The organism is Vibrio sp. FF266 (assembly GCF_041439695.1).
In the GTDB taxonomy this organism is placed as follows: Bacteria; Pseudomonadota; Gammaproteobacteria; order Enterobacterales; family Vibrionaceae; genus Vibrio; species Vibrio tasmaniensis_A.
The window spans coordinates 1-26124 of record NZ_JBGOOO010000041.1; the positions used below are offsets into that span (position 1 = coordinate 1).

The window sequence follows — 26124 nt, forward strand, 5'->3', positions numbered from 1 at the left end:
GAAATACGCGAAACGGGGTAGTTCTATCTTTAAATTTAATTACGCAACAAAGCCGGTTAGAGGCTGTGATTAGTTCTGATGGCGCACTGTGTATATCGGAAGACGTGTCGAATAAATTGTCAGAATGGATCGATAAAAATAACAAACTTACCCCTGCCTATTTTGATAATAAGCATTTCCATTTAGGAGCTAATCTGGATGATACCGTACCTAGTGTCGGTATACCTAGTTATGCAAGCTATATTGAATCTCTTTGCGATACCATGGAAACGTTTTTGATGGTTGGGACTGTTGAGCCAAGAAAAGCGCATGGGTTGGTGTTAGATGCATTTGAGAAACTCTGGGAATCGGGCTCAGACATTGCTTTAATTATTGTAGGTAAAGCGGGCTGGTGCAATGACGTAACTCTCCAAAGGCTCAAGGGGCATAAGCAACTCAATAAACGCCTTTTTTGGTTGGAAGGTATAAGTGATGAATATTTAGACATGCTTTATCAAGATGCGAGCTGTCTTATCGCTGCCAGTGAAGGTGAGGGTTTTGGTTTACCCCTAATTGAATCTGCTATGCATAAAACGCCTATTATAGCGCGCGATATTCAAGTGTTTCGTGAGGTGGCTGGTGAGCATGCCTACTATTTCTCAGAAGACGATAACCCAATTCATTTAGAATTGGCGATAAAAAGTTGGCTGATCTTGTATGAAAGAGATGAGCATCCTAAGTCTGACAATATGCCATATTTGACCTGGAAAGAAAGCTCTAAGCAATTATTGAAATGTCTGACTATTCAATAACTTTAAATAACACCCTAAGATATAATATTCTTAGGGTGTTTTGATTTTAATGAAAAATGTTTAACAAAAATAAAATTAGAGAGTTTTTTGTGGGTAATGATTCTAAAAGTAAGGCATTGGGAAATATCGTTTGGTTACTTTTATTGATGCTTTTGACGTATGGAAACTTAGTTTATAGTTACGATTTGAATGAATTAAACTGGAACTATCCAATTTCATATGGAGGTGATGTTCTTCATGTTTTGCAAATGATTAAAATGATAGGAACTGGTGACTGGCCTATATATGGGGTTCCTCATTCTTCAACAATGGGAGGTCCGTTTGGCTTTTCTATGGGGGACTTTAGTGTACCAAATACAACTCAATATCTATTTATTAAACTATTCACTATGGCCAGTGAGGATGTTTTTGTTGTATTTAATAGTTATGTTGTAGCGTCTTATTTCTTTTGTTCTCTCGGGATGTTTGTGTTTTTAAGGAAGTTGTCAATATCTCCGATTATTGCTGTTGGTTGTAGCCTTTTATTTTCATTTGTTCCATTCCATTTCTTTAGAACGGGACATACGTATTATATAACTTATTTCTACTTGCCGTTGTTTTTTTATTTTATAACCAAGGTGTGGGATGGCATTCCCATATTTTACAAGCAACATGAAGGGCGTTTGAAATTAGATTTTTCGTTTGGTAATTTATTGATAATTTGTTTTGTTTTATTTTTTTCTGTGTGGAATTTTTATTATTCATTTTTCTTATGTTACTTTGTATGTGTAATAACACTTTCGTCTTTTGTAGTAAATAGAAATATTCGACATGTAATTAGTGGGTTTATTCTATTGTCTACAATGGTTTCAGCATTTCTCGTTTCATTTTTGCCTTTTTTGTATTTTCAGTATTTGAATGGAAAAAACACTGGCGTAGCTAATCGGATTGCAGAAGAAAGCCTAACTCACTCCATGAGGATTTCCGACCTATTCTCCCCTGTCTTAGGACACCCTTGGTCAATGCTTGAAACATTACCACTTGACTACTTTGCTTCAGATGGAGCCCTTGGTATAGCTGGTGTCATTGGGTTGGTTTTTGGTGTGGTGACATTAATCACAAAAGTTAATGTAACAAATATAAAATCAAGATACGCAATTCTCCTTATTAGTGGGATATTGTTAATGACTTATTCTGGTTTTTCTTATTTATTTGCACTCTACATATCGCCTTCTATTCGAGGGTATGGGAGAGGTGTTGTTTTCATAGCTTTATTTTCATTAGTTTTGCTTGCTGTTCTTTTGAATAGCTTGTATTTAAAACTTACAAAGAAACAAACTTTTTTTATATTTCCGCTGATAGTTATGTTCTTTAGTATAGGTTTGTGGGATATAGCCGGTAAAGGAATGACTTTTTCTTCTGATGAGACAATCGTTGAAAGAGTGAAGTCTCAAAGGGAATTTGTCGATTCTGTGCAGAAAGAGCTAAATTCATCTTCAGGTTCAAATGTACTACAATTACCTCATATGTCTTTTCCAGAATCTCATCCAAAAAATAAAATGAGTGACTATAGTAATAGTTTCGTCAACTACTTTGCCACAGAACCTTCAATTCGTTGGAGTAACAGCGCTATTCGTGGAAGAGAGTCTGACTATTGGATTACAGAACTACTAAAGCTAGACATAAAGACTCAATTAAAAATATTGGAGAAATCTGGATTTTCAGGAATAACAATTGACAGGTTTGGTTATGAGGATAATGGAGTTAGTATAGTTCAATCCTTATCAGATAATTTAGGAAAACCCTACATTGAAGATAAGACTAGGCGCTATGTGTTTTTTAAATTGTTAGCAGAAGAAAACTCGAAGCCAAGGCCTATTATTCGCATTCTGAACGAGAATTTTTGGGGCTGGGAAGGTCGTTGGGGTAGCTTTTCTTGGGCTAAAGGCAATGCTAAATTGTTTATCCCTAACGGAACAGAGAGTTCTCTAAATTATAGGCTGGAATTTTCTTTAACTACTTTAGTTCCGAGAACCGTAGAATTCTCTGTTATGGGGGATTTGCACAAGTTAGATTTGATCCCTAAACAGTTAACCCCCTTTTCCAGTGATATTGAGATTCCACCAGGAGGTATTTACATTGACATTACTACCGATAAGCCAGCTTTTACGGTTAATTCTAGTCAAAATAAGTCTAAAGACTCTAGGAAAGTGTCCTTCGGGATCTTTGACTTTAAGGTATTGAAGTATGGTGTTGATGTAAATTTAGAACCTTTCGGGTATGTTGAAGAGCCTAAGTTAAATGATGATGTGCTTAATTATAACTTTTGGGGATGGGAAGGTGGATGGGGTAATTTTTCTTGGGCTAAAGGCAATGCAAATTTGTTTATTCCTAACAAAAGTGAGAATACAGTTTCTTGTGAACTGGATTTTTCGATTGCTACCTTGGTTCCTAGAGAGGTTGAGTTTGAAATATCAGGAGAGTCTTATAAAGTTGAATTAATCCCTGGGCGGTTGAATCAAATATTGCAGACTTTTGATGTGCCTCCTGGCGGTTTTGGTATCTATATGAAAAGTAATAAACCGCCTTATCAAGTTGATTCAAAAGATACGAGAAAAGTATCGTTTGCTATATCAAATTTTGAGCTTTCAGGTAGTTGCTTGGATAGTGTTAATTAAAACATTGTAAGTAAAAAAAACACACCAACGGACCTCCCTCTCATGCGGTTTTCGGTAAGAGATTGGATTACCTATGATAACCCAATGGTTAATGTAACTGAATTTGTAATATCCTGAGTTACTAGCCAATAGTCGTCCTGGTAATTTAACGTTGAGTTGCTAGGGCGGAACTTGTTTGGGTAGATGCTGGAAATTACGATGGTTTGTTTGAAACGAGCTGTTTTATTCGTGCGTAAAGTTTAAGGTTACATTAAGGCCGGAGTTGAATAGTAAAGTCTATGGTAGAGATCTAGCGGTTTTGGTTTTTAGTTTGAGTTTTAAAGGTATTCTTAGTGAAGTTATCAATAGTTATCCCAGTTTACAGAAGCCAGTTATTCGTCGAGAAGACAGTGAATGAAATCATTCCTTATGTATCTCAAATTACACATGACTATGAAATCATTCTGGTCAATGATGGCAGTCCCGATGACAGCTGGAGAGTTATCTCGAAATTAGCAACTGATATAGTTCAGGTTAAGGCCATTAATCTCGTAAAGAATTATGGCCAACATACGGCCGTAATGTGCGGAATTGAGAAAGCGACGGGTGACTATATTGTTACCATGGACGATGACTTACAGAATCCGCCAAGCGAAATTTGTAAGTTAGTAGAAAAAATAAATGAAGGTTATGATCTGGTTTTTGCTGAGTTTGAAGAAAAAAAACATGCACCTTATAGACGCTTAGGAACGAAACTAATTGATGTTTTAAATAACAAAATATTCAATAAACCTGATGATATTGTACTTACTAATTTTAGAATATTTACGCAAGCTTTGGCTCAGCGCATTATCAAATATCGTGTAAACGAACCTTACATCCCTGGTCTATTACTGATGCACGCCAGTAAAATAGGCAATACTATGACTAAACACGCTAAAAGGGATGATGGTGAGTCCAATTATTCTTTAGGGAAAATACTTATACTTGTCAGTCGGTTACTTTTTAATTATTCATCTTATCCACTTAAAGCGCTATCAATACTCGGTGGGGGTATATCTATTGTTAGTTTTATTTGGGGACTTTTTATGATAGTTAATCAATTGCTTTTTGGAAGTAGTGTACAAGGTTGGACAACATTAGTTGCATTACTATCATTTTTGAATGGGTTTGTTATCTTATTGCTTGGGGTACTGGGTGAATATGTTATACGAATTTCAAAAACTTTGTCCCATGATTGCGCTTATCACGTATCAGAGGAAGTCGAATGAACCAGTTTTTTATTGTAGGGGCTCAACGAAGCAGTACAACATGGCTCTATAAAATGTTACAGCAACACCCTCAGATAGCGATGGCCGAGCCCGTTAGACCTGAGCCTAAACACTTTTTAGGTGATGAATTTGACGATAACAAGCACAGCTACTTATCAAAATATTTTTCAAATGTTGAAAGTGACATCCTTGCGTGCGGTGAAAAAAGCACAACTTATATTGAGTCAGAATTAGCTGCTCAAAGAATATCCACTATGTTTCCTGAAGCCAAGATTATTATGGTCTTACGAAACCCCGTTGAAAGAGCATTGTCAAATTATCACTTTTCAGTTAGTAATGGCCTGGAAAGTAGAGGGATTTGTGATGCTATCCTAAATAGAGAACAGGCTCCTTCGCTAACGTCCGTATTGTCCACAGACCCGTTCGATTATTTAGGCAGGGGCTTGTATAAAAATTATATTGACTTGTATGAGAAGTATTTCCCTAAAGATAGCTTACTCATTCTTTCGACAGAAAATTTAACTAAGCATCTATTAAGCTTGTCAAGAACCTACAAGTTTTTAGGTGTTGATCATAAATATGAACCGAAAAGCTTCTTTAGGGCTGAAAATACTAGCTCAAATAAAGAAAAGCCACCAGAGGAAGTGATGGAGTACCTCTACGATTATTATAGAGATACTTTTTTATATTTAGGCCAGTATCCTGACTTTGAACGTTAGAAATTGATTATGCGAATTGTCTCTGTCTTATTTACGGTGTTTTTAACCTTTCTAACATCGGTTATTTTGAGTGAATCAGCATCTCAAGTTGAGTTGTTTAGCTGGGTAGGTATCGCAGTTATTGCTACCGTAGTTTTTTTGAATGTTATCAAGTTTATTGCATGGGGCTGGTTGAACCGTCGTTATGATCTATCAAAAACATACCCATTAACAGCCATGTTTTTTCCTTTGATTTTCATTTATGCGGTTGCTACAGGGGAGGCTGAACTGACTCTTCAGAAAGTCGTAGGTCTGGGGATTATACTTTCCGGGCTTTATTTGATGGAGGTTTCAAAAAGAAAATGCTAATTGGTTACTTATTTGTTTTTGCTGCTATTTTGGCAACCTCAATAGGAGTTGTAACTTATAAAGAGTACAGTAGGAATAAAAGCAAAATCACTTTGTTTTTTACAGTCGCGCTATTGATGTTAGCGCCAATTATCAGTTTTAACGCTTTACAGTATTTATCTGTGGATGTTGTGTATATGGCGACAAGTTTGAATGGCCTAGTAGTGCTTTTCATGACACGTTTTTTCTTAAAAGAAAATGTGACTTGTAATCAATTTATGGGAGCTGTTTTAGTGTTCATTGGTGTATCAGTTTATATGGTGTAATATTTCATGAAAAAAAACATTCTTCGATTCGCATTTTTACACTATTCATACGGAATCAATATAATACACAGTGTCATATTCTTTTTGCCTCCTGTTTTCAGGGGGCCGGTTTGGCGGTGTCTATTGGGGCAATATAGCCACAACGTGTTTATTGACTCCAATGTGTACTTTCGTTATCCATCGACAATATATTTGGGGCAGGATGTTTCAATTAATCGAGGGTGTGAGTTTTATACATCGTGGCATGATAAGGCTAGCACCAAGATTACAATTGCAAACAATGTGCGATTAGGGCCAGCAATCAGGTTTTTTGCAGCAGGCCACGATGGTAGAGATATTAGTTTACCTGATAATTCCGCTTCAATTGTTGTGGAAGACAACGTTTGGATTGGTGGTAATGCGACAGTGTTGCAAGGGGTAACCATTGGAGAAGGGGCTATTGTTGCGGCAGGAAGTGTTGTTACGAAAAATGTTGAACCTTATACCGTTGTTGGTGGTATACCTGCCGTCTACATTAAGGATAGAGTATTAAGTAATAGCTCTTTTTAGATTGAAATTAGTAAATTTAATGACAGAAACTCGAATTTTAGGGTGTGCCAATACCATTTTCTGTGCACTTATTTTGAGTATCTGATCATGAGGTCGTGATGGTGCTGTTAGCTATTATAGTTAAAATACGCTGTTATTTGAAATTTTTTGTCTGTTTTTGAACCTAAACGGTATACTTCAACTATGTCTTTCACCAATTTATGAATATTTAGATTTTATGTGAACTAGCAGTTGCATTCAGACTCGCTATCAAGCCTATAGAGGCACAGTAGATTTTTTCCCTTAATTAAGAAACGCTATGTGCTTTTATTGTCGGGTCTTCTAGGTGAAGAAATTTTTCCACTTAGTTTGGGTGTGGTGTTTATCTATAGTTGCGATGGCAGAGTCTAAGTTGGTTTATGTAAAAGTTTTGGTAGCTTTATGATATATATAACGGATCGCCTTAGACATTGCTTGAGGTACGTTATCAATGCGCGTAAATTTATGGGGCATTAAGCTAGCGATCAGGACATGTTTGAATCAGGTATACGCACGCTTTTCTTTTTTATCTGGAAAATAAGCAATGGTGCCAACATTTACAGACAGTAGTTACCAGTGAGTTATTAGGAAGTAGGTTATGATTCGATTTAATAAAGCGCCTGTTTTAGGTACGGAGTTACAATATATTTCAGACGCGATCTCGTCCCAAAAGCTTTGTGGGGATGGCGTTTTTTGTAAGAAGTCTGAGAAGTTACTTGAAGATTTGACGGGATGTGAAAAAGCGTTACTCACTCCCTCTTGCACTGCTGCGTTAGAGCTGGCTGCGTTATTAATTGATCTAAAAGAAGGTGATGAGGTCATCGTACCTAGTTATACTTTTGTTTCAACGGCTAATGCGTTTGTGCTCAGAGGCGCAAAGATAATTTTTGTCGATGTGCAAAAAGATACGATGAACATTGACCCTGTTTGTATTGCAGCTGCAGTCACCGAAAGAACCAAGGTTATAGTCCCTGTTCACTACGCCGGGGTTGCCTGCGATATGGATGCGATCATGTCGATTGCAAATGAGCACAACTTATTTGTTGTAGAAGATGCAGCGCAAGCTATTGGTAGTGCTTACAAAGGCAAGCCGTTAGGCAGCATTGGGCACTTTGGTGCATTTAGTTTCCACGAAACGAAGAACGTAACCAGTGGCGGTGAGGGAGGAGCTCTCATTGTCAACGATAAAAGGTTTGTTGAAAGATCCGAAATTATTCGAGAAAAAGGCACCAACCGTAGTAAGTTCTTTCGGGGAAATGTGGATAAGTATTCATGGGTTGATATTGGCTCTAGTTTTCTACCTTCCGAGATTCAAGCTGCATATCTCTACGGGCAACTCCTAGAGTTAGAGCGTATAAATACCGACCGTCTTGTAACTTGGAACTATTATCAAAATTACTTGGAAGAACTTGAAAATAAAGGGCTTATTGAGTTGCCTTCAATTCCTGAATTTGCGACTAATAATGCTCATATGTTCTACTTTAAATGCCAGGCACTAGATGTTAGAACAGAACTGCTAAATTATTTGAAAGAGCGGGAAGTTTCAGCCGTTTTTCATTATGTACCATTGCACACGGCATCTGCAGGATTAGAGTTTGGAGAGTTCTGTGGTGACGACACATATACAACTAATGAAAGTGAAAAGCTAATCAGACTCCCTCTCTATTTTGGGATGGAAAGGGGTGATGTCGAATTGGTTTCAAAGTATATTAAAGACTTTTACGCTCTATAATTACTAGACGACAGTTTAATATTTTCAGGCTAGAGAGTGTAAACACCTCTAGCCTTCATTTATTTTATTTGGTAAATAGTTACTTTAATATTTTTTGAATTGTAACGTTTTTTATGTAATTTTTATTATTGCGGAGGATAATAATAAGGTGAGTGTTTTTAATAATTCAAATGGAATAAGTAGTGGTGTGTTAGTTTTTCGTTCTGATTCTTTTGTTGCACTATTTTTTAGTCTGATCTGTATTTCTTTATCTTTAGTTCTTATGTTTCCTGATGGCTTTGTTTCAGGTAATTCTAGTTATTGGTTGTCAGAAAACTCTGATATTACTCAGTATGTAGCAGGCTTTAATGCTTATTTTGATGCACCATGGTCGTGGCCACTGTTATCATTCGATACATTTAACTACCCTTACGGAACAAGAGCTACGTTTGTTGATATAATTCCTATTTATTCAGTTATTCTTAAGGTCTTAGTTCCAGAAAGTTATTTCCCGTTTAATCCTTTTGGTTACTGGGTGTTTTTTTGTTACTTGATGCAAGGTGTTGGTGCTTGGTGGATTCTAAGAGAGCTAAAAATAAACTCTTTGATCGCTTTAGTAGCATTGACCGTGTTTTTTGTGTTTAGCCCTGCCTTAATGGCTCGCATGGGGCATATATCTTTGATGTCACATTGGCTGCTTTTATTTTCTTTCTGCTTGTATGTTCGCTCGACTAAGTTAGGGGAGCTTCAGTTTAAATCGGCCATGTTGCTTTTACTGTGTGCTTTTTATATTAATGTTTACTTGTTTGTAATGAGCTTTTGTATTTATATAGCGGCAGTTTCTCATCTTTGGAAGTCCTATAACCTCAAACAAAATATCATTTTTGTAGTTTCACCTGCATTAATGGTGCTTTCTTCTATGTTAATTACATTACTACCTTTTTCTTCATCTGGTGTAGTTGGTGATGGAGGTTTTGGTTTATATTCCATGAATATTCTTTCGCCTTTTTTAGGGGGGGATTTATTTAGAATTAATGCTGTTACCATGCCAGGGCAAGGGGAAGGTTTTAATTATTTAGGAGCTGGTCTTTTGGCTTTGCTTCCATTAGCTATCACCCTGGATATGGGCAATAATTTTGGATGTTTACGCAAGCATAAGTTTATGTTTTTTTTGGTTTTTTTGTTTACTGCATATGCTCTGTCTAATAAGGTGTATTTTGGTACATATAATATAATAAATGTTCCATACCCAAGTTTTATGGATAGTATTACGTCTCAATTTAGGGCGTCGGGTCGATTTTTTTGGCCTGTAGGATACGCCATCGCTATTTATTCTATTGTCGTGATTTCAAGATACTGCACAAGCACAAGCACAAGCACAAGAAAAAGATATTTTGGGCTTGGTATAATCCTAATTTTTACTGCTATTCATATTGTAGATTTGAAAGGTCGGCTTAATGTGTTTTCTAGTGTGGTGTCTCAAAATAGCACCTCTATTCTTACGCCTTCAAAAGTAGAGTTAGCGACGGGAGAGGGGGTTAGTATGATTTATTTTTACCCTAAATTCCGATGCCCGACAAAGTCTTCTCCTCATAATACATTATTACCTCTCATGAAATATGCATCTGAGCGTGATATCAAGCTGAACACGGGGTATATAGCTAGATACCAAGCGTCTTGTTCGGATGTTGAAGAAGAAATATCTTTAGCGATAAATGAATCTTCAGCTTTTGTTTTTGCTTCAGATGATTATCCTAATGTTACAAGTATCCAGGGGTTATTCCCTAAAGATGTAAAAATCATCTGTAAGTTGGAGCCTGGGATGTACATTTGTCGCGTGAATAAGTAGTACTTAGCTATGAGTATAATATATAACTATGTTTTCACATAGTGTATTGGCATTTGACCTAAAACCAAAAGGTATAGACGTGGAAAATAAGTTGGTGAGTGTGGTTTCTCCTTTTTATAATGAGGAGGATGGGGTGGAAGCTTTTTTTTCTCGGATTGTTACTATATTCGACAAGGATTTGGATAACTACAATTTAGAAATTATCGCGATAAATGATGGCAGTACAGATCAAACCTATGACAGGTTAGTTGATATGCAGGCTCGCTATAAAGGGGTTTGCGTAGTTGATTTGTCCAGAAATTTTGGTAAAGAGGCTGCTCTTTCAGCCGGCTTAGATAATGCGAACGGTGATCTTGTTGTTGTAATTGATTCTGATTTACAGCACCCTCCCGAAAAAATTCCCGAAATGGTGCGTTTATGGGAAGAAGGTCATGAAGTTGTTTTAGCTAAGAGAGCAAACAGAGATACGGATACTCGAATCCAAAAAATCACAGCAAATGCTTTTTATAAGTTTCATAATCTTATATCAGACATTGAAGTACCATCCGGTGTTGGGGACTTTAGATTAATGGATGCCATTGTTGTGGCTGAAGTCAATAAGTTGAAAGAGTCTCACCGCTTTATGAAAGGCGTATTTGCCTGGGTCGGATTTAGGTCCGTTACTATAGAGTATAATGTAGAAAACCGTGCTTCAGGGGAAACAAGCTTTAACACATGGAAGTTATGGAACTTTGCTTTGGAAGGTATCACTAGCTATAGTACCATTCCATTAAGAGCATGGTCATATTTGGGGCTCACTATTTCTTTACTTTCTATAATGTACGCTTTGTTTTTGGTTTTTAAAACGTTAGTTTTTGGTGTTGATACTCCAGGTTTTGCGTCAATAATGGTAACTATCCTATTTATTGGAGGGATACAATTGATCGGTATTGGTGTCCTGGGAGAGTATTTAGGTCGGACTTATTCAGAGGTTAAAAATAGACCAGTTTATATAGCTAGGAAAATAATTAAATAGTATGAGTATCTTAGCTCGGTATTTTTTTAGATATAAAAGCTTGATTAAGTTTGGGACGATTGGCGTTGTCAATACGTTGGTGCATACGACATTAGTCATTCTAGCTGTAGAAATAGTGCGATTAAATCCAGTGCTTTCTAATATAATAGCTTTTTTTATTACGAACATCCTTTCGTATTTTATGAATGCTTATTGGGTATTTTCTTCCAACGCCAGTGTATCAAAGTATTTAAAATTCCTTTTCGCGTCAGCTACCGCTCTTATTGGTACGGTGTTGTTCTCATCTTTGGCTGAGGTTATGAACTGGCATTATTTGATTGGAATCGTCTTAATCAGTACGGTTCTTCCCCTGATTACTTATTTTGTGTATAAATTTTGGGTTTTCTCTCGTTGATTTTTTCTGCGAGAATCGTTGACAATATCTTTCACAGTAGCAGGTTATCTTATGATTGAACGGTTAAACGCGCAAGGTCGCTGTAGGTTGGCAACCTGAGCCGAAATCGATTTGTTATAACTCCTTCGCTGGTTCATTCATTGGGCAAGTTCGTTAGCTAAAGCTCGAATTGGAGGTAGAGGAAAGTCTTGGGATACGTTACGATATAAAGTCTAATTGGACTCAAGACTTGTTTGAATCCACTTGCTCCAAAATGCATTTTGATGACATCATTTAGTAGCACCCAGGGATGAAATTAGTACAAGGCAACAATAAAGAACAACTCACTCGTAGAGTGATCGGCTAAGCGTCAACTTAAGATAATGTTGTTGGCTAAAGTTACTTGGTGATTTTGAAAACTTTATATAATCTGGTTGTTCAGACGTCTTCAATATATAATTGATTATCTAATTGAGATATAAACACTTAAAGTGAATTGGTAAAAGGTATAACTTGATGAAAACAGCAGTAATAACAGGGATTACAGGCCAAGATGCGGCTTATCTAGCAGAACTACTTTTGGATAAAGGCTATAAAGTATACGGTACATACCGTCGTACAAGTTCTGTGAACTTCTGGCGTATCGAAGAGTTAGGAATTGAGAACCATCCTAATTTGGAGCTTGTGGAATACGATCTAACAGACTTGTCTAGCAGTATTCGTCTATTACAAAACACGGGTGCTGATGAAGTTTACAACCTTGCAGCGCTAAGCTTCGTGGGCGTGTCATTCGACCAACCTCTTACTACTGCTGAAATTACGGGTATTGGTCCGGTTAATCTTTTAGAAGCAATTCGCATCGTTAACCCTAAAATTCGTTTTTATCAAGCATCGACTTCTGAGATGTTTGGTAAGGTACAAGAAATTCCTCAACGTGAATCTACGCCATTCTATCCACGTAGCCCATACGGTGTTGCAAAACTGTATGCGCACTGGATGGTGATTAACTACCGTGAGTCATACGACATTTTTGCTACTAGTGGTATTTTGTTTAACCATGAATCACCGTTGCGTGGTCAAGAATTCGTTACACGTAAAATCACTGACTCTGTAGCGAAAATCAAGTTAGGTAAGCTAGATGTGCTTGAGCTTGGTAACATGGATGCGAAGCGCGACTGGGGCTTTGCTAAAGATTATGTTGAAGGTATGTGGCGTATGCTACAAGTAGATAAGCCTGATACTTATGTTCTTGCTACTAATCGTACTGAAACAGTCCGTGATTTTGTTACGATGGCATTCAAAGCTGCTGACATTGAACTAGAGTGGAATGGCTCTGAAGAGAACGAAACCGCGACAGATAAAGCTACTGGTAAAGTCGTTATGAGAATTAACCCTAAATTCTATCGCCCTGCGGAAGTAGAGTTGTTGATCGGTAACCCAGAAAAGGCGAAGAAAGAACTTGGCTGGGAACCAACAACAACACTAGAAGAGCTATGTGCAATGATGGTTGAAGCAGATCTTCGTCGTAACGAGCAAGGCTTCTCGTTCTAATCTTTAACGTTTTTTGCTAAATGGCAGCAGTTTTCTGTTGCCATTTTTTTTGAGATGAAATTATGAAAAAAGTATTGTTAACAGGTGTTGATGGCTTCACCGGTAAATATGTAGAAAAAGAGTTACTCTCTAGGGGCTACTCTGTCATTGGGTTAGTATACCGTGAAGCCAAACCTGGCCAAGTTGCTTGCGATCTGACAGATCGCAATGCGGTAGTAGAATGTCTGAATGAAGTTAGACCAGATTATATTATTCACCTTGCTGCGTTATCATTTGTTGGGCATTCTGACCAGAAAGCGTTTTATGACGTCAATGTTTTTGGTGCGCTGAACTTACTAGAAGCAGCGAAAGAGCTTAAGCTAGAATTAGATAAAGTTATTTTTGCGAGTAGTGCGAACATTTATGGTAACCCCGAAGATGTACAACGCATCTCAGAATCAGTTTTGCCTTCGCCTGTTAATCATTATGCGATGAGCAAACTTGCAATGGAGCATATGGCAAAGCTCTGGTTTAACGAAATCCCAATGATTATCACCCGACCATTTAACTATACTGGTCCTGGTCAAGCTGAAAATTTCTTAATCCCTAAAATAGTATCTCACTTTAAGAAAAATGCTTTAGAGATAGAATTAGGTAATACAGATGTATCTCGCGACTTTAGTGATGTTCGCGATATAGCGCTAGCTTATGCTAACCTTTTAGAATCTGATGTTGAGTCAGAGATTGTAAATTTGTGCTCTGGTCAGGTGATTTCCTTGCAATCGATAATTACGATGATGGAAAATATTGCTGGATACAGTATCCAGGTTAGAGTCAACCCAGACTTTGTTCGTGACAATGAGATTAAAGTATTGGGTGGGGATAATGCAAAACTAGCATCACTAACTGGTCAGGCACCCTTGATCAATATAGAGAAAACCTTGACCGATATGTACCATGCCAAATAAATTGTTGATCAATGTATCGCCAATACGAATGCCATTAACGGGTATAGGATACTATACCCTTAATATTCTCAGTGAATTGCTCTCTCACGATATAGATGTTGTTGGTATTAGAAACGGTAAGTTATTAACTCGAGATGCGCTATCGGATCTCGCTTATTGCTTTCACTTTCCAAGTTCCGACCAGAGCGCACCAAGCCCTAAAAAGCGACTTTTGGTGGAGCTATTGAGATCTGTTCCTGGCATTTATCAGTTAAAAAGCTATTTGCTTTCTTTTCGAGCGCAACAACAATTAAAAACACTTGCGAATCAAGGTTATGTGTATTTTGAACCAAGTTTTGTCCCATTTAATTATTCGGGAACAACCATTACAACGGTTCATGATTTATCTTTCCTATCTCACCCTAGCTTTCATCCGGCCACTAGGGTTTCATATTTAAAGGATAAAATGCAGGGAACCATTGCTAGGTCTGATCATATAGTTGTCGATTCTGATTTTATTTTAGATGAACTTCATGACTTCTTTCCTAGCAGTAAAAGCAAAAGTTCGACATTGTACTTGGGAGTCTCTGGCGGTTTTAAGGCTCATTCCAAAAAGGAGTGCGATATTTTACTTAAATCGCTCGAAATAGAGCATGATAAATTTCTTCTTAGTGTTGCAACCTTGGAGCCAAGAAAGAACTTAAACAAGCTAATTGACGCTTTTAAGCTTTTACCTGATTCAGTTCGTAAGTTGCACCCTTTAGTTTTGGTTGGAGATCAAGGCTGGAAAAATGCAGAATTGATGGATAATGCGAAAGACTTAGTTGAGCGTGGGCAAATAATATTTACTGGGTACGTAGCGGATGATGACTTAAAGCGTTTGTATGCATCGGCTGGTGCTTTTATTTATCCGTCACTATATGAGGGTTTTGGTTTGCCTGTTATTGAAGCCATGGCTTCGGGTGCTCCTGTTATTACCTCTAATGTGGGCGCAACAGCAGAGGTTGCAGCAAACGGAGCTCTTTTAGTCGATCCTAGCAGCGAAGTCTCCATTTCAAATGCGATCTTAGAGCTTATTAGGGACCCTGAACGTAAAGCTAAGTTGGTAGAGTGTGGTATAAAAAGGGCTTCAGGCTTTAAGTGGTCAAATACAGTTGATCAACTCCTCAAGATAGCGTCTGCTACCTCGAGAAGTTCATGATTTACTCTGTTGTATGATTATGTGATGAGATTAGTTTGTGGTACAGCGTAATATAACTATCAGCATAGCGCTTAGCTGTGAACTCTTTATCAAAATGTTGACGAGCACTACTTCCAAGTTTTTGGCACAGTGATACATCGTTTTCCAATTTTTGCATAGCCTCTGAAAACTGTGAGCCGTCTGCCGGTGGAACGGTTAGCCCTGTTTCTCCATTGATATTGACATAAGAGGAACCGGTTCCAATATCTGCACTTACAATTGGCTTGCCAAACATTTGTGCTTCTACTAATGAAATCCCAAACGCTTCAGAGCGTAAATGCGACGGAAAAACAAATGCTTTTGAAAGTGTGTGAAGTGCGACTTTGTCTTCTTCAGAAACAAATCCCACGAGTGTTACATTGGTAAGAGAGTGCTTTTCTATATACATTTCTAGATTGGCTCTTTCTGGACCATCACCAGCGATTACAATAGGTAACCCATTTAACTTTGCTGCTTCAAGAAGGTATTGCAGTCCTTTGTAGTATCGAAGCACACCTACAAATAAGTAAAAGTCTCTGCCAACGTAGTCTTCCCACTTTTTGATATCGTCTTTACTGATTTTTGGATAAGTAGATTCATCGATCGCAAGAGGGATAGTATCGACTTTACTGCCATACTTGATTAGATTTTTACTTGTTTGCGCATATTGAGGGGAACTCGCAATGATACGATTAACATTAGACAAAAAATACTGCTCAAGAGGGAAGTATATTTTTTTTAGCCATTTTTGTTTTACAATATCAGATTGATAGCTGACCAGTGATGGTTTTTTGTCGGAAAAAATGCTGAGTAAATCACCTGTAGGCCAAGGGTATTGGTAGTGAATAATATCGTTTTTCTTACTTAGTTCTCTAAACCGACGAATTAGACGAAATGAAAATCCGTTCGATGATATCTCGAAGTCTTTCTTGACGACGATGATTCGCGTGCCTTCAAAATGATATTCTTTATTCTCAATACCCAATGTTAGAATGGTATTTTCGATACCTTGTTCACTACTGCCCTTACAAATATAACGAATAGCTTGTTCTAATCCCCCTTTTGTTTCAGGGTAGCAAGTACGGTAAATGTGTAGTACTTTCATGTGGTTATCAATCCATCAGTTTAAAAATGTTTATAGCCAGTCGGTGTATCCGATAGGGTCTTATGGTGGTTACCCATTGAGCCTGGCGAGCCTAAAACGTTATCGAAATATACCATTGAAAAAGAGGCGATACACTTTATCTGCAAGTACTCGAAGTATTAGTTTATTTATGTGCCTGGTGTCTCTTCTTACTTAGTAGTTTTACGTATAGCAGGAAGCATGCCAAAAATAAATAAAGCATAATGTATTCGGGAACACCGTTTATTTCGGCACCAATCCCGACAGCTGCGAATAAAGTTGCTATGGAGCATATCGAAACTAGTGTTTGATTTGGGCTGAGTCCTAACCTTTGAAAGATATGATGTAGGTGCTCTCGATCCGGTTTGAACGGGGAATCACCACGGCGTACCCTTCGTATCATTATCGCAGTCATATCCATTAGTGGGACAGCAATTAACCACAGAGCTGTTACGGGACGTAGGGGGGGAGATGTTCCATTTTGGCTTGATAAAAGCAGAAGCCAGATAACTGTAAATCCGATCAGCATGCTTCCAGCATCCCCCATAAATACTTTTCTTTTTCGTCCAAATGCACCTAAGTTGAGTAGTATGTAAGGGATGATAACGACTATTAACACTAGGCATATATATGAGAGGTTGTACTGTCCATCATACGCGAGCATTAGCCCCAAACCTCCAAAGGTGACCACGGATAACCCTCCTAGTAGGCCATCAATCCCATCTACCATATTAAATGCGTTTATTGCTCCAACTACCGCAAAAATAGTAACTAAGTAGCCAAACCAACCTAACGTAATGATCTCTCCACTGCCGAGTACATCCCCTATCGTTTTTAGCTCAATGTTACCAATCATCATCATGGCCACAGATAACCCTGCTTGGATCATGAAGCGCAACTTGAAGCTTAAATCAAACTTATCATCTAAAGAACCTACCCCAACTAAGATGAGAATACACGCAGCATAGAGAGGTGTGTTCGGTAGAATGTTTGGGTTGTTTAGTAGAAAGTAGAGAAGTGAAATGCAAATTGAAATGCCGCCAACGAGTGGTATTGCTCCGCTATGAAACTTACGAGAGTCGGGTTCATCTACGAGACCGATTTTCTTAGCAAATTTACGTAAAATAAAGATAGTCGCAAGAGAAAAGAAGAATAAGAACGCGAGATCAAGTAAAGGAAGGAGCACGACTAAGCCTAATTAAGTATGTTTCGTGAATTTTAGTGTATTTGGATTCGATAGAAAAGAGTAAGGTAGAATCTACGTGATCTTTCTCGGTCGTACATGAGACCTTATGAGCGCTTTATCACTGATTGAGCGTTCTTGATTGGAAGAATAAAAATGTAAACGACATTTTTTTTCATATCCGATCACCTTACCTGCGACGTTTCTTGATCTTCCACTACAGTTTTGACTGTAAACTGTAGTAAAATTACGCTAATTTGTTTTTATACCGATTTATTTTGAATTGAACGAGGTCAGTCCTATGTCAGCTAAGAAGCCAATGGCTCTAGTGATCCTTGACGGTTACGGTTACCGTGAAGACAACCAAGACAACGCTATCGCGAACGCTAATACACCTGTATTAGACGGTCTTATTGCTAACCAACCTAACACGCTAATCTCGGCTTCTGGCTTAGATGTAGGCCTACCTGATGGCCAAATGGGTAACTCTGAAGTGGGTCACACCAACATTGGTGCGGGTCGCGTGGTATACCAAGATCTAACGCGTATTACTAAATCAATCGCAGACGGCGAATTCGGTCAAACGGAAGCGCTAGTGAATGCTGTTGATAAAGCGGTTAAAGCAGACAAAGCCGTACACATCATGGGCCTTATGTCTCCAGGTGGCGTTCATTCTCATGAAGATCACATCTACGCGGCTGTTGAAATGGCAGCAGAGCGTGGCGCAGAGAAAATCTACCTACACGCATTCCTAGACGGTCGTGATACACCGCCACGTAGTGCAGAAAACACACTTGCACGCTTCCAAGCGTTGTTCGCTAAGCTAGGTAAAGGCCGTGTGGCTTCGCTTATTGGTCGTTACTACGCAATGGACCGTGATAACAACTGGGATCGCGTTCAAGAATCTTACGACCTACTGACTCAAGCAAAAGCAGAGTTCACATTCGACACAGCAGTAGCTGGCCTAGAAGCGGCTTACGCTCGTGACGAAAACGATGAGTTCGTTAAAGCGACTGAAATCAAAGCAGAAGGCGAAGAGTCTGCCGCTATCGTAGATGGCGATGCGGTTATCTTCATGAACTACCGTGCTGACCGTGCTCGTGAAATCACACGTGCATTCGTTCCTGATTTCGACGGCTTTGCTCGCAACGTATTCCCAGCGATCGATTTCGTGATGCTGACTCAATACGCAGCAGATATCCCACTTCTATGTGCGTTCCCACCGGCTTCTCTAGAGAACACCTACGGCGAATGGCTATCGAAAGAAGGCAAAACGCAGCTACGTATCTCTGAAACAGAGAAATACGCGCACGTGACGTTCTTCTTCAACGGCGGTAAAGAAGACGAGTTTGAAGGCGAAGAGCGTCAGCTTGTTGCTTCTCCAAAAGTAGCAACGTACGACCTACAGCCAGAAATGAGCGCACCAGAGCTGACTGAAAAGCTAGTTGCTGCAATTAAAGGTGGCAAATATGACGCTATCGTTTGTAACTTCCCTAACTGTGATATGGTTGGCCACACTGGCGTTTACGATGCAGCAGTTAAAGCCGTAGAGTCGCTAGACGAATGTCTTGGTAAAGTGGTTGAAGCAATCAAAGAAGCCGATGGCCAACTGCTTATCACTGCTGACCACGGTAACGCGGAAATGATGGTAAACCCAGAAACGGGCGGCATCCACACAGCGCACACTAACCTACCAGTGCCACTTATCTACGTGGGCAGCAAAGACGTTGAGTTTAAAGAAGGCGGCAAGCTGTCTGACCTAGCACCAACGATGCTTTCTCTGTCTGGTATTGATATCCCAGCTGAAATGTCAGGTGACGTGATCGTTAAGTAGTTACTGTTTTAGATAAATAGTTTTAACTTTCATCGAATACTAGAACGGCTGCACGCGAGTGTAGCCGTTTTTTTGTATCTGGAGTTTGAGGAATAGACGTGAGATACGAGTAATCGGGATGCGAAGAGCTTAAGGGCAGATTCGGGTAACCAAGTAGCGATAAAGCCGAAAGTAGAAAGACCATTCCTTCTTTGCATTTCGAATTCCGATTCTCGTTTACTTGTTACCTTCTTATCCTGTCATTCCAGAATTGAGGAACGAAATATCTGGAATCTTATGCCTAGTATTGCTTGTCATACTTGGTGTTCAGCATAAAGAGAGATTCCCTATCACGCTCGTCCCTCGCTGTAGGGAATGACAGGGAGTTATTTGCTAGCTTGAGTCAGAACCGAATGCTCAAAATCCAGTAACCATTCTTTGCGGTTCATACCGCCGGTGTAGCCAGTTAATGTGCCATTTGCGCCGATGACTCGATGGCAGGGTACAACAATACTAAATGGGTTCTTGCCATTTGCACCACCCACCGCTCTTACAGCTTTTGGGTTATCCATTCTTTTCGCTTGTTCACCATAACTGATGGTTTCGCCATAAGGAATGGTTGTTAAAGCCTGCCAAGCTGCTTTTTGAAAATTAGCGCCTTTTATCGCTCTTAATGGCAAATCGAATTCGGTTCGTTGACCTGTAAAGTACTCATCTAACTGTTCCATCGCCAGTTGGCAAAGGTCATCTGGATTGCTAGTCATTAGCTCTTCGTGATTTATATGGTCAATTTCAATAATCGACACACCATTACTAACAATGATCATCTTGCCAATCGGTGCGTCATAAAGCATTTTGTAAGTGGTGTCTTCCACGTCATCTTCCGGTCTCTTTCTGCTCTCAAGCTCTTCAAATCTCTTATCTGCTCTTACATCGTTTCGCATCTCGATTACTCGCATCCGTATCTGATTTATCCCTAACACGAAGTGCAAAGCAATATCCTGATACACCGCCGACAATGTTCCCCAAGGCCAAGCCTATAAACAGCCCTTCGACACCATCAATTTGGCTGCCGAACCAAGCGAATGGCAATGTAAATATAAATAGGCGCATGAAGCTCCACTGAAAGGCTTTAATTGGTTGGTGCATCGCATTCATAGCGCTGATTAACATCATTACAATGCCTTGAAATCCATAGCTAAACGGGACAACTAATAGGTAATGCCACAAGATGCCTCGCACTGATTCTTCTTGAGAAAATAGGGCGGCTAGAGGGATGCTCAATGGCACCATCATTAAGAAAATCAAACCTTGAAATAGCACAGCAAAACGCATGCTTAAGAACAGAGCTTTGAAACTACGCTGTGGATTATTAGCACCAAAGTTTTGCGCCATGAAAGGCGTGAGGGCCGAGGTTAAAGACATCAGTACGATGATCAAAATCGATTCAATTCGCTGAGCTGCTCCGTAAGCTGCAACGGCTTCAGTCCCTTGCTTGGCTAATATCATCATGATAATGGCGCCAGCAAGTGGGTTTAGCGCATTGGAGAGTGCTGCTGGCGTACCGATAGTGAGAATCTGTTTCCAGTCATCGGTGATGTTTTTTAGTTTGGGCGGAGCAAGCAGCTTTTCTCGCATGGTTAACACATACAGTGAGCCACACAACGCACCAAACCAACTGAATCCGCTAGCAATGGCCGCGCCTTGAATTCCGAGCTCAGGGAAAGGGCCGTAACCAAAGATGAGAAGCGGGTCGAGAATGCCGTTGATCAGGCCGGCCAACATCATGATCTTGGCGGGTGTCTTGGTATCGCCACTGGCTCGTATCGCACTGTTGCCTGCCATAGGAATCACAAGTAACGGTATCGCTAAATACCAAACTGACATGTATTCAGAGATCAGAGGCAGCAACTCAGGTTCTGCTCCCAACAGTGTAAACATGGGCTTTAGCGTTACGATCCCCAGTGTTGATGCAAAACCAACAAGAAGCACGGCAAGTAATAAACCGTGACAGGTAAAGCGAGCGGCATTTTGCGCGCAACCTTGGCCAAGTAACCTTCCAATACACGTTGATAAGCCAATGCCTATGCCCATAGTAATGCAGTTAATCGCAAAGGTGACAGGGAAGGTAAAACTCACAGCGGCAAGAGCTTGCGTGCCTAGCAATGAGATAAAGAAGGTATCAACAAGATTAAACATCAAGATCGCTACCATACCGAAGATCGTCGGTATGGTCATAGTGCGCAGAGTGTCTGCTATCGGGGCTGTAAGAAGCCCGTGTTTATCTTGCATGTAAAACGCCGGCTGAAACGAAAGGAGTAGGATAAACAGATGTGGGATATGAGTAAACGAAAAGCAAGGAAAGATGAGGGTGAGAATCTGCTCTTTGGATCACAATTTTTCTCTTTCACCCCTTGGGATCTTTCACATCGCCCCAACATACTCTTTAACCCCATGCCAATCGTGGCAACTATCAAATTAAATGGAAATTATCAGGAGATACGACCGATGAATATCCGTCCTCTACACGACCGAGTTATCGTTGAGCGCCAAGAAGTTGAATCTAAATCTGCTGGTGGCATCGTTCTAACTGGTTCTGCCGCTGAAAAATCAACGCGCGGTACAATTCTAGCTGTTGGCAAAGGCCGCATTCTAGAAAACGGCTCACTACAACCATTGGACGTTAAAGTTGGCGACACAGTTATCTTTGCAGAAGACCGCGGTACTAGAGCGGAAAAGATCGATGGCAAAGAAGTACTGATAATGTCTGAGTTCAATATCATGGCGATCGTTGAGTAATCCGACCCATAAAACTGAACTGACTGAATAAAGAATTTTAAAGGAAATTAAGATGGCTGCTAAAGACGTTAAATTTGGTAACGACGCACGTATTAAAATGCTAGAAGGTGTAAACGTTCTGGCTGACGCAGTAAAAGTAACGCTAGGTCCTAAAGGCCGTAACGTTGTTCTAGACAAATCATTTGGCGCACCGACTATCACTAAAGATGGTGTTTCAGTTGCACGTGAAATCGAACTTGAAGACAAGTTCCAAAACATGGGCGCACAAATGGTTAAAGAAGTGGCTTCGCAAGCGAATGACGCGGCGGGCGACGGAACAACGACAGCTACAGTATTGGCTCAGTCTATTATCGCTGAAGGCCTAAAAGCGGTTGCTGCTGGCATGAACCCAATGGATCTTAAGCGCGGTATCGACAAAGCGGTTATCGCGGCTGTTGAAGAGTTGAAGAACCTTTCTGTTCCTTGTTCAGACTCGAAAGCTATCGCGCAAGTAGGTACTATCTCTGCGAACTCTGATTCGACAGTGGGTAACATCATTGCTGAAGCGATGGAAAAAGTAGGTCGTGATGGCGTTATCACGGTTGAAGAAGGTCAGGCTCTGCAAGATGAGCTAGACGTAGTTGAAGGCATGCAGTTCGACCGCGGTTACCTATCTCCTTACTTCATCAATAACCAAGAAGCCGGTTCAGTTGATCTAGAAAGCCCATTTATTCTTCTAATCGACAAGAAAGTTTCGAACATCCGTGAACTTCTTCCGACTCTAGAAGCAGTTGCTAAGGCATCTCGTCCACTTCTTATCATAGCTGAAGATGTCGAAGGCGAAGCGCTAGCAACTCTTGTTGTGAACAACATGCGTGGCATCGTTAAAGTGGCTGCGGTTAAAGCACCTGGTTTCGGCGACCGTCGTAAATCTATGCTGCAAGACATCGCTATCCTAACGGGCGGCACGGTTATCTCTGAAGAGATCGGCCTAGACCTTGAAAAAGTAACGCTAGAAGACCTAGGTCAAGCTAAGCGCATTACGATCACTAAAGAAAACTCAACCATCATTGATGGTGCGGGCGATGAAGTGATGATCAAAGGTCGCGTTTCTCAAATTCGTCAACAAATCGAAGATGCAACGTCTGACTACGATAAAGAAAAACTTCAAGAGCGCGTAGCTAAGCTAGCTGGCGGTGTTGCAGTAATCAAAGTAGGCGCTGCAACTGAAGTTGAGATGAAAGAGAAGAAAGACCGCGTAGAAGATGCACTTCACGCAACTCGCGCTGCTGTTGAAGAAGGTGTGGTTGCTGGTGGTGGTGTTGCACTTATCCGCGCTGCATCTAAAGTTGCTGGCCTTGAAGGCGACAACGAAGAGCAAAACGTAGGTATCCGTGTTGCACTACGTGCAATGGAAGCGCCTATTCGTCAAATCACTAAGAACGCAGGTGATGAAGAGTCTGTTGTTGCTAACAATGTTCGTGCTGGCGAAGGTAACTACGGTTACAACGCGGCTACTGGCGAATACGGCGACATGATTGCAATGGGTATCCTAGATCCAACTAAGGTAACTCGTTCTGCACTTCAGTTCGCAGCATCCGTTGCTGGTCTTATGATCACAACAGAAGCGATGATCACTGACAAGCCTCAAGATTCTGGCCCTGCAATGCCTGATATGGGGGGCATGGGCGGTATGGGTGGCATGATGTAATCATCCCCCTTTCTCGTAATAGAGAAAGTCATACATAAGCTTTAGAAAACGGAGACTTCGGTCTCCGTTTTTTATGCTTTGAAATCGTCACTCCCGACAGCGAGGCACGAGCGTGATAGGGAATCTTTATCGTCTAGTTATAGAAACCTGACTGCCGATGTTTACTCTTGCCTCTCATGATATCCTCTGCTCAATATTGCTCTTTATGATTTAGGGTCTTATATTCAATGGTACAGTTATGACATTGATTTAACATGGATAGCTGTTGAGTGAAGGACAATAAACACTTGATTTAATATAGATTAATCAAGTCAACAATAAGTCAGTGGAGACTCCCCAATGAAAAAATTACTTTCAGTACTTGCTGTATCTGCAGCGGTAATGGCACCGGCAGCATTTGCTTCTTCGCCTGTTATGTTTTCAACAATTAATGGCTTCAACGCTCCGGATTCTGATGCGGTTGGCGGTGTACGTCTGGCTCTGCTTCACGGACAAGTCAATGACCTTAAAGGTGTCGACCTTGCGGTTGTTGGTATGTCTGAGACGCAAACTACGACAGGTGTGAATCTTGGTATTTTTGGTGCATCAAAAGTAAACCAAGAAATGACAGGTGCTTCACTAGGTTTCTTTAACTGGAATACAGGTAAAACAACAGGTGTTAACCTAGGTGCTGTTAACATTACTAATGATGTAAAAGGCGCGAACGTGAGTTTCGTAAACTACTCCGAAGGTAACACTATGGTGGATGTTGGCGCTGCGAACCTTTCAGAGGTGTCGACGGTTCAGGTTGGTATCTTCAACAAAACCAACAAAATTGAAGGAGTACAGATTGGTCTGATCAACTGTGCTGACAATGGTTTTTTCCCGTGCTTCCCAATTGTGAACTTTGCCAAGTAGAGTTATCGTTTTCATTTTTCACTCAAAATCACCTACTACTAGTAGGTGATTTTTCTACTACATATATTAAAGACATCATTAGACAGATACCTCTCTCTCAAACTCTACCGTTAAACGGTTTCAATCATCTCAATTGCTTTACAGGTAGTAGCTTTTAAGTGACTTAGTCAACTTACTATCGAAAGGTTCGTTAAGCCTTTTAAGGTTGAATCTAGGTTTGACTCTAAAAAGGGAAGCTTCGATTGTCTTGTTTTATTGTTTTCGCTTATGTTGGTATACTGTTGGCAAACAGATTTAATATCTAATCGAACTTTTTGTCGAATAAATACCCTTCAGTGCTTTAACTGAGGTAGAAACATTCAATAGATGTGGGAAACGTAACATGACAACGAAATTAACGCCGGAAAAGATGACGCATCTAAAGCAATTGGAAGCTGAATCGATCCATATTATGCGTGAAGTCGCGGCTGAATTTGATAACCCGGTGATGCTGTATTCAGTTGGCAAAGATTCCTCAGTGATGCTACACCTTGCCCAGAAAGCTTTTGCTCCTGGTACTCCTCCCTTTCCTCTGATGCATGTTGATACTACGTGGAAATTCAAAGAAATGATCAAGTTTCGGGACTACATGGCTGATAAGGTTGGAATGAAGCTTATTGTTCACCAGAACCCTGAAGGTGTGGCTATGGGGATCAACCCTTTTGTGCACGGTAGTTCAAAACATACCGATATAATGAAGACCCAAGGCTTAAAGCAGGCTCTAGATATGCATGGTTTTGATGCTGCTTTCGGAGGTGCGCGGCGAGATGAGGAAAAATCTCGAGCGAAAGAGCGAGTGTACTCGTTTCGTGACGAACATCATCGCTGGGACCCTAAAAATCAACGACCAGAGCTATGGAATATTTACAACGGCAAGGTTAACCAAGGTGAGAGTATTCGTGTGTTCCCACTATCTAACTGGACAGAGCTAGATATTTGGCAGTATATCTATCTTGAAAATATTGAAATTCCGGGTTTGTATTTATCAAAACCTCGCCCTGTCGTTCAGCGTGATGGCATGTTGATTATGGTCGATGATGAGCGAATGAAGCTTAAAAAAGGGGAAGTGGCAGAAGAAAAAATGGTACGTTTTCGTACACTCGGTTGTTACCCACTAACCGGCGCTGTAGAATCTGAAGCTACGACGCTACCTGAAATTATTCAAGAGATGTTGTTAACGACTACTTCAGAGCGTCAAGGGCGCGCCATTGACCACGATAGCTCTGGTTCAATGGAGAAGAAAAAGCGTGAAGGCTACTTCTAATAACATTGACGATATTATATCGTCACTTTTGAATA

At 40.1% G+C, this 26124-nt stretch carries 22 protein-coding genes and 1 pseudogene; 19 read left to right on the plus strand and 4 right to left on the minus strand.

Features of this window, described 5'->3' with window-relative positions; genetic code table 11:
- The 14 genes and pseudogenes from ACED59_RS20720 to ACED59_RS20785 form a co-directional block, all read left to right on the plus strand.
- Nucleotides 1–791: glycosyltransferase family 4 protein (locus ACED59_RS20720; RefSeq protein ID WP_371731378.1), on the plus strand; the 791-nt coding region annotated here is incomplete at its 5' end.
- Nucleotides 792–880: 89 nt separating this feature from the next.
- Nucleotides 881–3448, plus strand: a complete 2568-nt coding sequence (locus ACED59_RS20725) for a hypothetical protein (protein ID WP_139137216.1) — start codon at nt 881–883, stop codon at nt 3446–3448.
- A 332-nt stretch (nt 3449–3780) separates the two neighbouring features.
- Nucleotides 3781–4698, plus strand: coding sequence for a glycosyltransferase family 2 protein (locus ACED59_RS20730; protein ID WP_017097583.1), 918 nt, complete (start codon nt 3781–3783; stop codon nt 4696–4698).
- The gene (locus ACED59_RS20735; protein WP_017097584.1) at nt 4695–5417 is read left to right on the plus strand and encodes a sulfotransferase; all 723 of its coding nucleotides are present in this window, start codon (nt 4695–4697) and stop codon (nt 5415–5417) included. The genes ACED59_RS20730 and ACED59_RS20735 overlap by 4 nt, the downstream gene beginning before the upstream one ends.
- Nucleotides 5418–5426: 9 nt before the next feature.
- On the plus strand, nt 5427–5765 hold the full coding sequence (locus ACED59_RS20740) for a hypothetical protein (protein WP_017097585.1): 339 nt from the start codon (nt 5427–5429) through the stop codon (nt 5763–5765).
- Nucleotides 5759–6070, plus strand: coding sequence for an EamA family transporter (locus ACED59_RS20745; RefSeq protein WP_017097586.1), 312 nt, complete (start codon nt 5759–5761; stop codon nt 6068–6070). Before ACED59_RS20740 ends, ACED59_RS20745 begins: the two co-directional genes overlap by 7 nt.
- Before the next feature lie 366 nt (nt 6071–6436).
- Nucleotides 6437–6619, plus strand: a pseudogene (locus tag ACED59_RS20750) (DapH/DapD/GlmU-related protein); the annotation flags it as partial.
- Between the two features lie 616 nt (nt 6620–7235).
- A complete protein-coding gene (rffA, locus tag ACED59_RS20755; RefSeq protein WP_017097232.1) occupies nt 7236–8369 on the plus strand; it encodes a dTDP-4-amino-4,6-dideoxygalactose transaminase in 1134 nt (377 codons plus the stop codon).
- A 148-nt stretch (nt 8370–8517) separates the two neighbouring features.
- On the plus strand, nt 8518–10197 hold the full coding sequence (locus ACED59_RS20760) for a DUF6311 domain-containing protein (protein ID WP_371705024.1): 1680 nt from the start codon (nt 8518–8520) through the stop codon (nt 10195–10197).
- Between the two features lie 79 nt (nt 10198–10276).
- A complete protein-coding gene (locus ACED59_RS20765; protein WP_241820730.1) occupies nt 10277–11212 on the plus strand; it encodes a glycosyltransferase family 2 protein in 936 nt (311 codons plus the stop codon).
- A gap of 1 nt (nt 11213) precedes the next feature.
- Entirely contained in the window at nt 11214–11606 is a 393-nt protein-coding gene (locus ACED59_RS20770; protein WP_017097103.1) for a GtrA family protein, read from the plus strand.
- Between the two features lie 495 nt (nt 11607–12101).
- Nucleotides 12102–13136, plus strand: coding sequence for a GDP-mannose 4,6-dehydratase (gmd, locus tag ACED59_RS20775; protein WP_017097102.1), 1035 nt, complete (start codon nt 12102–12104; stop codon nt 13134–13136).
- 62 nt (nt 13137–13198) lie between these two features.
- Complete coding sequence (locus tag ACED59_RS20780; RefSeq protein WP_017097101.1) at nt 13199–14083, plus strand: GDP-mannose 4,6-dehydratase; 885 nt, start codon at nt 13199–13201, stop codon at nt 14081–14083.
- Nucleotides 14073–15263, plus strand: a complete 1191-nt coding sequence (locus tag ACED59_RS20785) for a glycosyltransferase family 1 protein (RefSeq protein WP_017097100.1) — start codon at nt 14073–14075, stop codon at nt 15261–15263. The genes ACED59_RS20780 and ACED59_RS20785 overlap by 11 nt, the downstream gene beginning before the upstream one ends.
- A 1-nt stretch (nt 15264) precedes the next feature.
- Here the strand turns inward: ACED59_RS20785 and ACED59_RS20790 are convergent, their stop codons facing one another.
- Complete coding sequence (locus ACED59_RS20790; RefSeq protein WP_017097099.1) at nt 15265–16386, minus strand: glycosyltransferase; 1122 nt, start codon at nt 16384–16386, stop codon at nt 15265–15267.
- A 163-nt stretch (nt 16387–16549) separates the two neighbouring features.
- A complete protein-coding gene (gene wecA / locus ACED59_RS20795) occupies nt 16550–17590 on the minus strand; it encodes a UDP-N-acetylglucosamine--undecaprenyl-phosphate N-acetylglucosaminephosphotransferase (protein ID WP_017097098.1) in 1041 nt (346 codons plus the stop codon).
- A 298-nt stretch (nt 17591–17888) separates the two neighbouring features.
- Here wecA and gpmM point away from each other — a divergent pair, with 298 nt between their 5' ends.
- A complete protein-coding gene (gpmM, locus tag ACED59_RS20800; RefSeq protein ID WP_017097097.1) occupies nt 17889–19421 on the plus strand; it encodes a 2,3-bisphosphoglycerate-independent phosphoglycerate mutase in 1533 nt (510 codons plus the stop codon).
- Between the two features lie 365 nt (nt 19422–19786).
- Here the strand turns inward: gpmM and ACED59_RS20805 are convergent, their stop codons facing one another.
- Nucleotides 19787–20275, minus strand: a complete 489-nt coding sequence (locus ACED59_RS20805; protein WP_029223826.1) for a methylated-DNA--[protein]-cysteine S-methyltransferase — start codon at nt 20273–20275, stop codon at nt 19787–19789.
- A 43-nt stretch (nt 20276–20318) separates the two neighbouring features.
- Entirely contained in the window at nt 20319–21692 is a 1374-nt protein-coding gene (locus tag ACED59_RS20810) for an MATE family efflux transporter (protein WP_069595727.1), read from the minus strand.
- 216 nt (nt 21693–21908) lie between these two features.
- Here ACED59_RS20810 and ACED59_RS20815 point away from each other — a divergent pair, with 216 nt between their 5' ends.
- The 4 genes from ACED59_RS20815 to cysD all read left to right on the plus strand — a co-directional run bounded on the left by ACED59_RS20815 (nt 21909) and on the right by cysD (nt 26089).
- Complete coding sequence (locus tag ACED59_RS20815; protein ID WP_017097235.1) at nt 21909–22199, plus strand: co-chaperone GroES; 291 nt, start codon at nt 21909–21911, stop codon at nt 22197–22199.
- Between the two features lie 52 nt (nt 22200–22251).
- Nucleotides 22252–23889: a chaperonin GroEL gene (gene groL, locus ACED59_RS20820; RefSeq protein ID WP_371705022.1), complete on the plus strand. Its 1638-nt coding sequence runs from the start codon at nt 22252–22254 to the stop codon at nt 23887–23889.
- Nucleotides 23890–24228: 339 nt separating this feature from the next.
- Nucleotides 24229–24786, plus strand: coding sequence for a VC2662 family protein (locus ACED59_RS20825; protein WP_009847923.1), 558 nt, complete (start codon nt 24229–24231; stop codon nt 24784–24786).
- A gap of 382 nt (nt 24787–25168) precedes the next feature.
- Complete coding sequence (gene cysD, locus ACED59_RS20830; protein WP_017097237.1) at nt 25169–26089, plus strand: sulfate adenylyltransferase subunit CysD; 921 nt, start codon at nt 25169–25171, stop codon at nt 26087–26089.
- Nucleotides 26090–26124 lie beyond the last annotated feature (35 nt).

Excerpts from the sequence above, each read along its gene's own strand:
- ACED59_RS20785 (WP_017097100.1), top strand. The coding sequence starts at position 14,073 with ATGCCAAATAAATTGTTGATCAATGTATCGCCAATACGAATGCCATTA.
- ACED59_RS20790 (WP_017097099.1), bottom strand. The coding sequence starts at position 16,386 with ATGAAAGTACTACACATTTACCGTACTTGCTACCCTGAAACAAAAGGG.
- groL (WP_371705022.1), top strand. The coding sequence starts at position 22,252 with ATGGCTGCTAAAGACGTTAAATTTGGTAACGACGCACGTATTAAAATG.
- ACED59_RS20740 (WP_017097585.1), top strand. The coding sequence starts at position 5,427 with ATGCGAATTGTCTCTGTCTTATTTACGGTGTTTTTAACCTTTCTAACA.
- rffA (WP_017097232.1), top strand. The coding sequence starts at position 7,236 with ATGATTCGATTTAATAAAGCGCCTGTTTTAGGTACGGAGTTACAATAT.
- ACED59_RS20825 (WP_009847923.1), top strand. The coding sequence starts at position 24,229 with ATGAAAAAATTACTTTCAGTACTTGCTGTATCTGCAGCGGTAATGGCA.
- ACED59_RS20780 (WP_017097101.1), top strand. The coding sequence starts at position 13,199 with ATGAAAAAAGTATTGTTAACAGGTGTTGATGGCTTCACCGGTAAATAT.
- ACED59_RS20745 (WP_017097586.1), top strand. The coding sequence starts at position 5,759 with ATGCTAATTGGTTACTTATTTGTTTTTGCTGCTATTTTGGCAACCTCA.
- ACED59_RS20770 (WP_017097103.1), top strand. The coding sequence starts at position 11,214 with ATGAGTATCTTAGCTCGGTATTTTTTTAGATATAAAAGCTTGATTAAG.
- gpmM (WP_017097097.1), top strand. The coding sequence starts at position 17,889 with ATGTCAGCTAAGAAGCCAATGGCTCTAGTGATCCTTGACGGTTACGGT.
- ACED59_RS20735 (WP_017097584.1), top strand. The coding sequence starts at position 4,695 with ATGAACCAGTTTTTTATTGTAGGGGCTCAACGAAGCAGTACAACATGG.
- gmd (WP_017097102.1), top strand. The coding sequence starts at position 12,102 with ATGAAAACAGCAGTAATAACAGGGATTACAGGCCAAGATGCGGCTTAT.
- ACED59_RS20810 (WP_069595727.1), bottom strand. The coding sequence starts at position 21,692 with ATGCAAGATAAACACGGGCTTCTTACAGCCCCGATAGCAGACACTCTG.
- cysD (WP_017097237.1), top strand. The coding sequence starts at position 25,169 with ATGACAACGAAATTAACGCCGGAAAAGATGACGCATCTAAAGCAATTG.
- ACED59_RS20815 (WP_017097235.1), top strand. The coding sequence starts at position 21,909 with ATGAATATCCGTCCTCTACACGACCGAGTTATCGTTGAGCGCCAAGAA.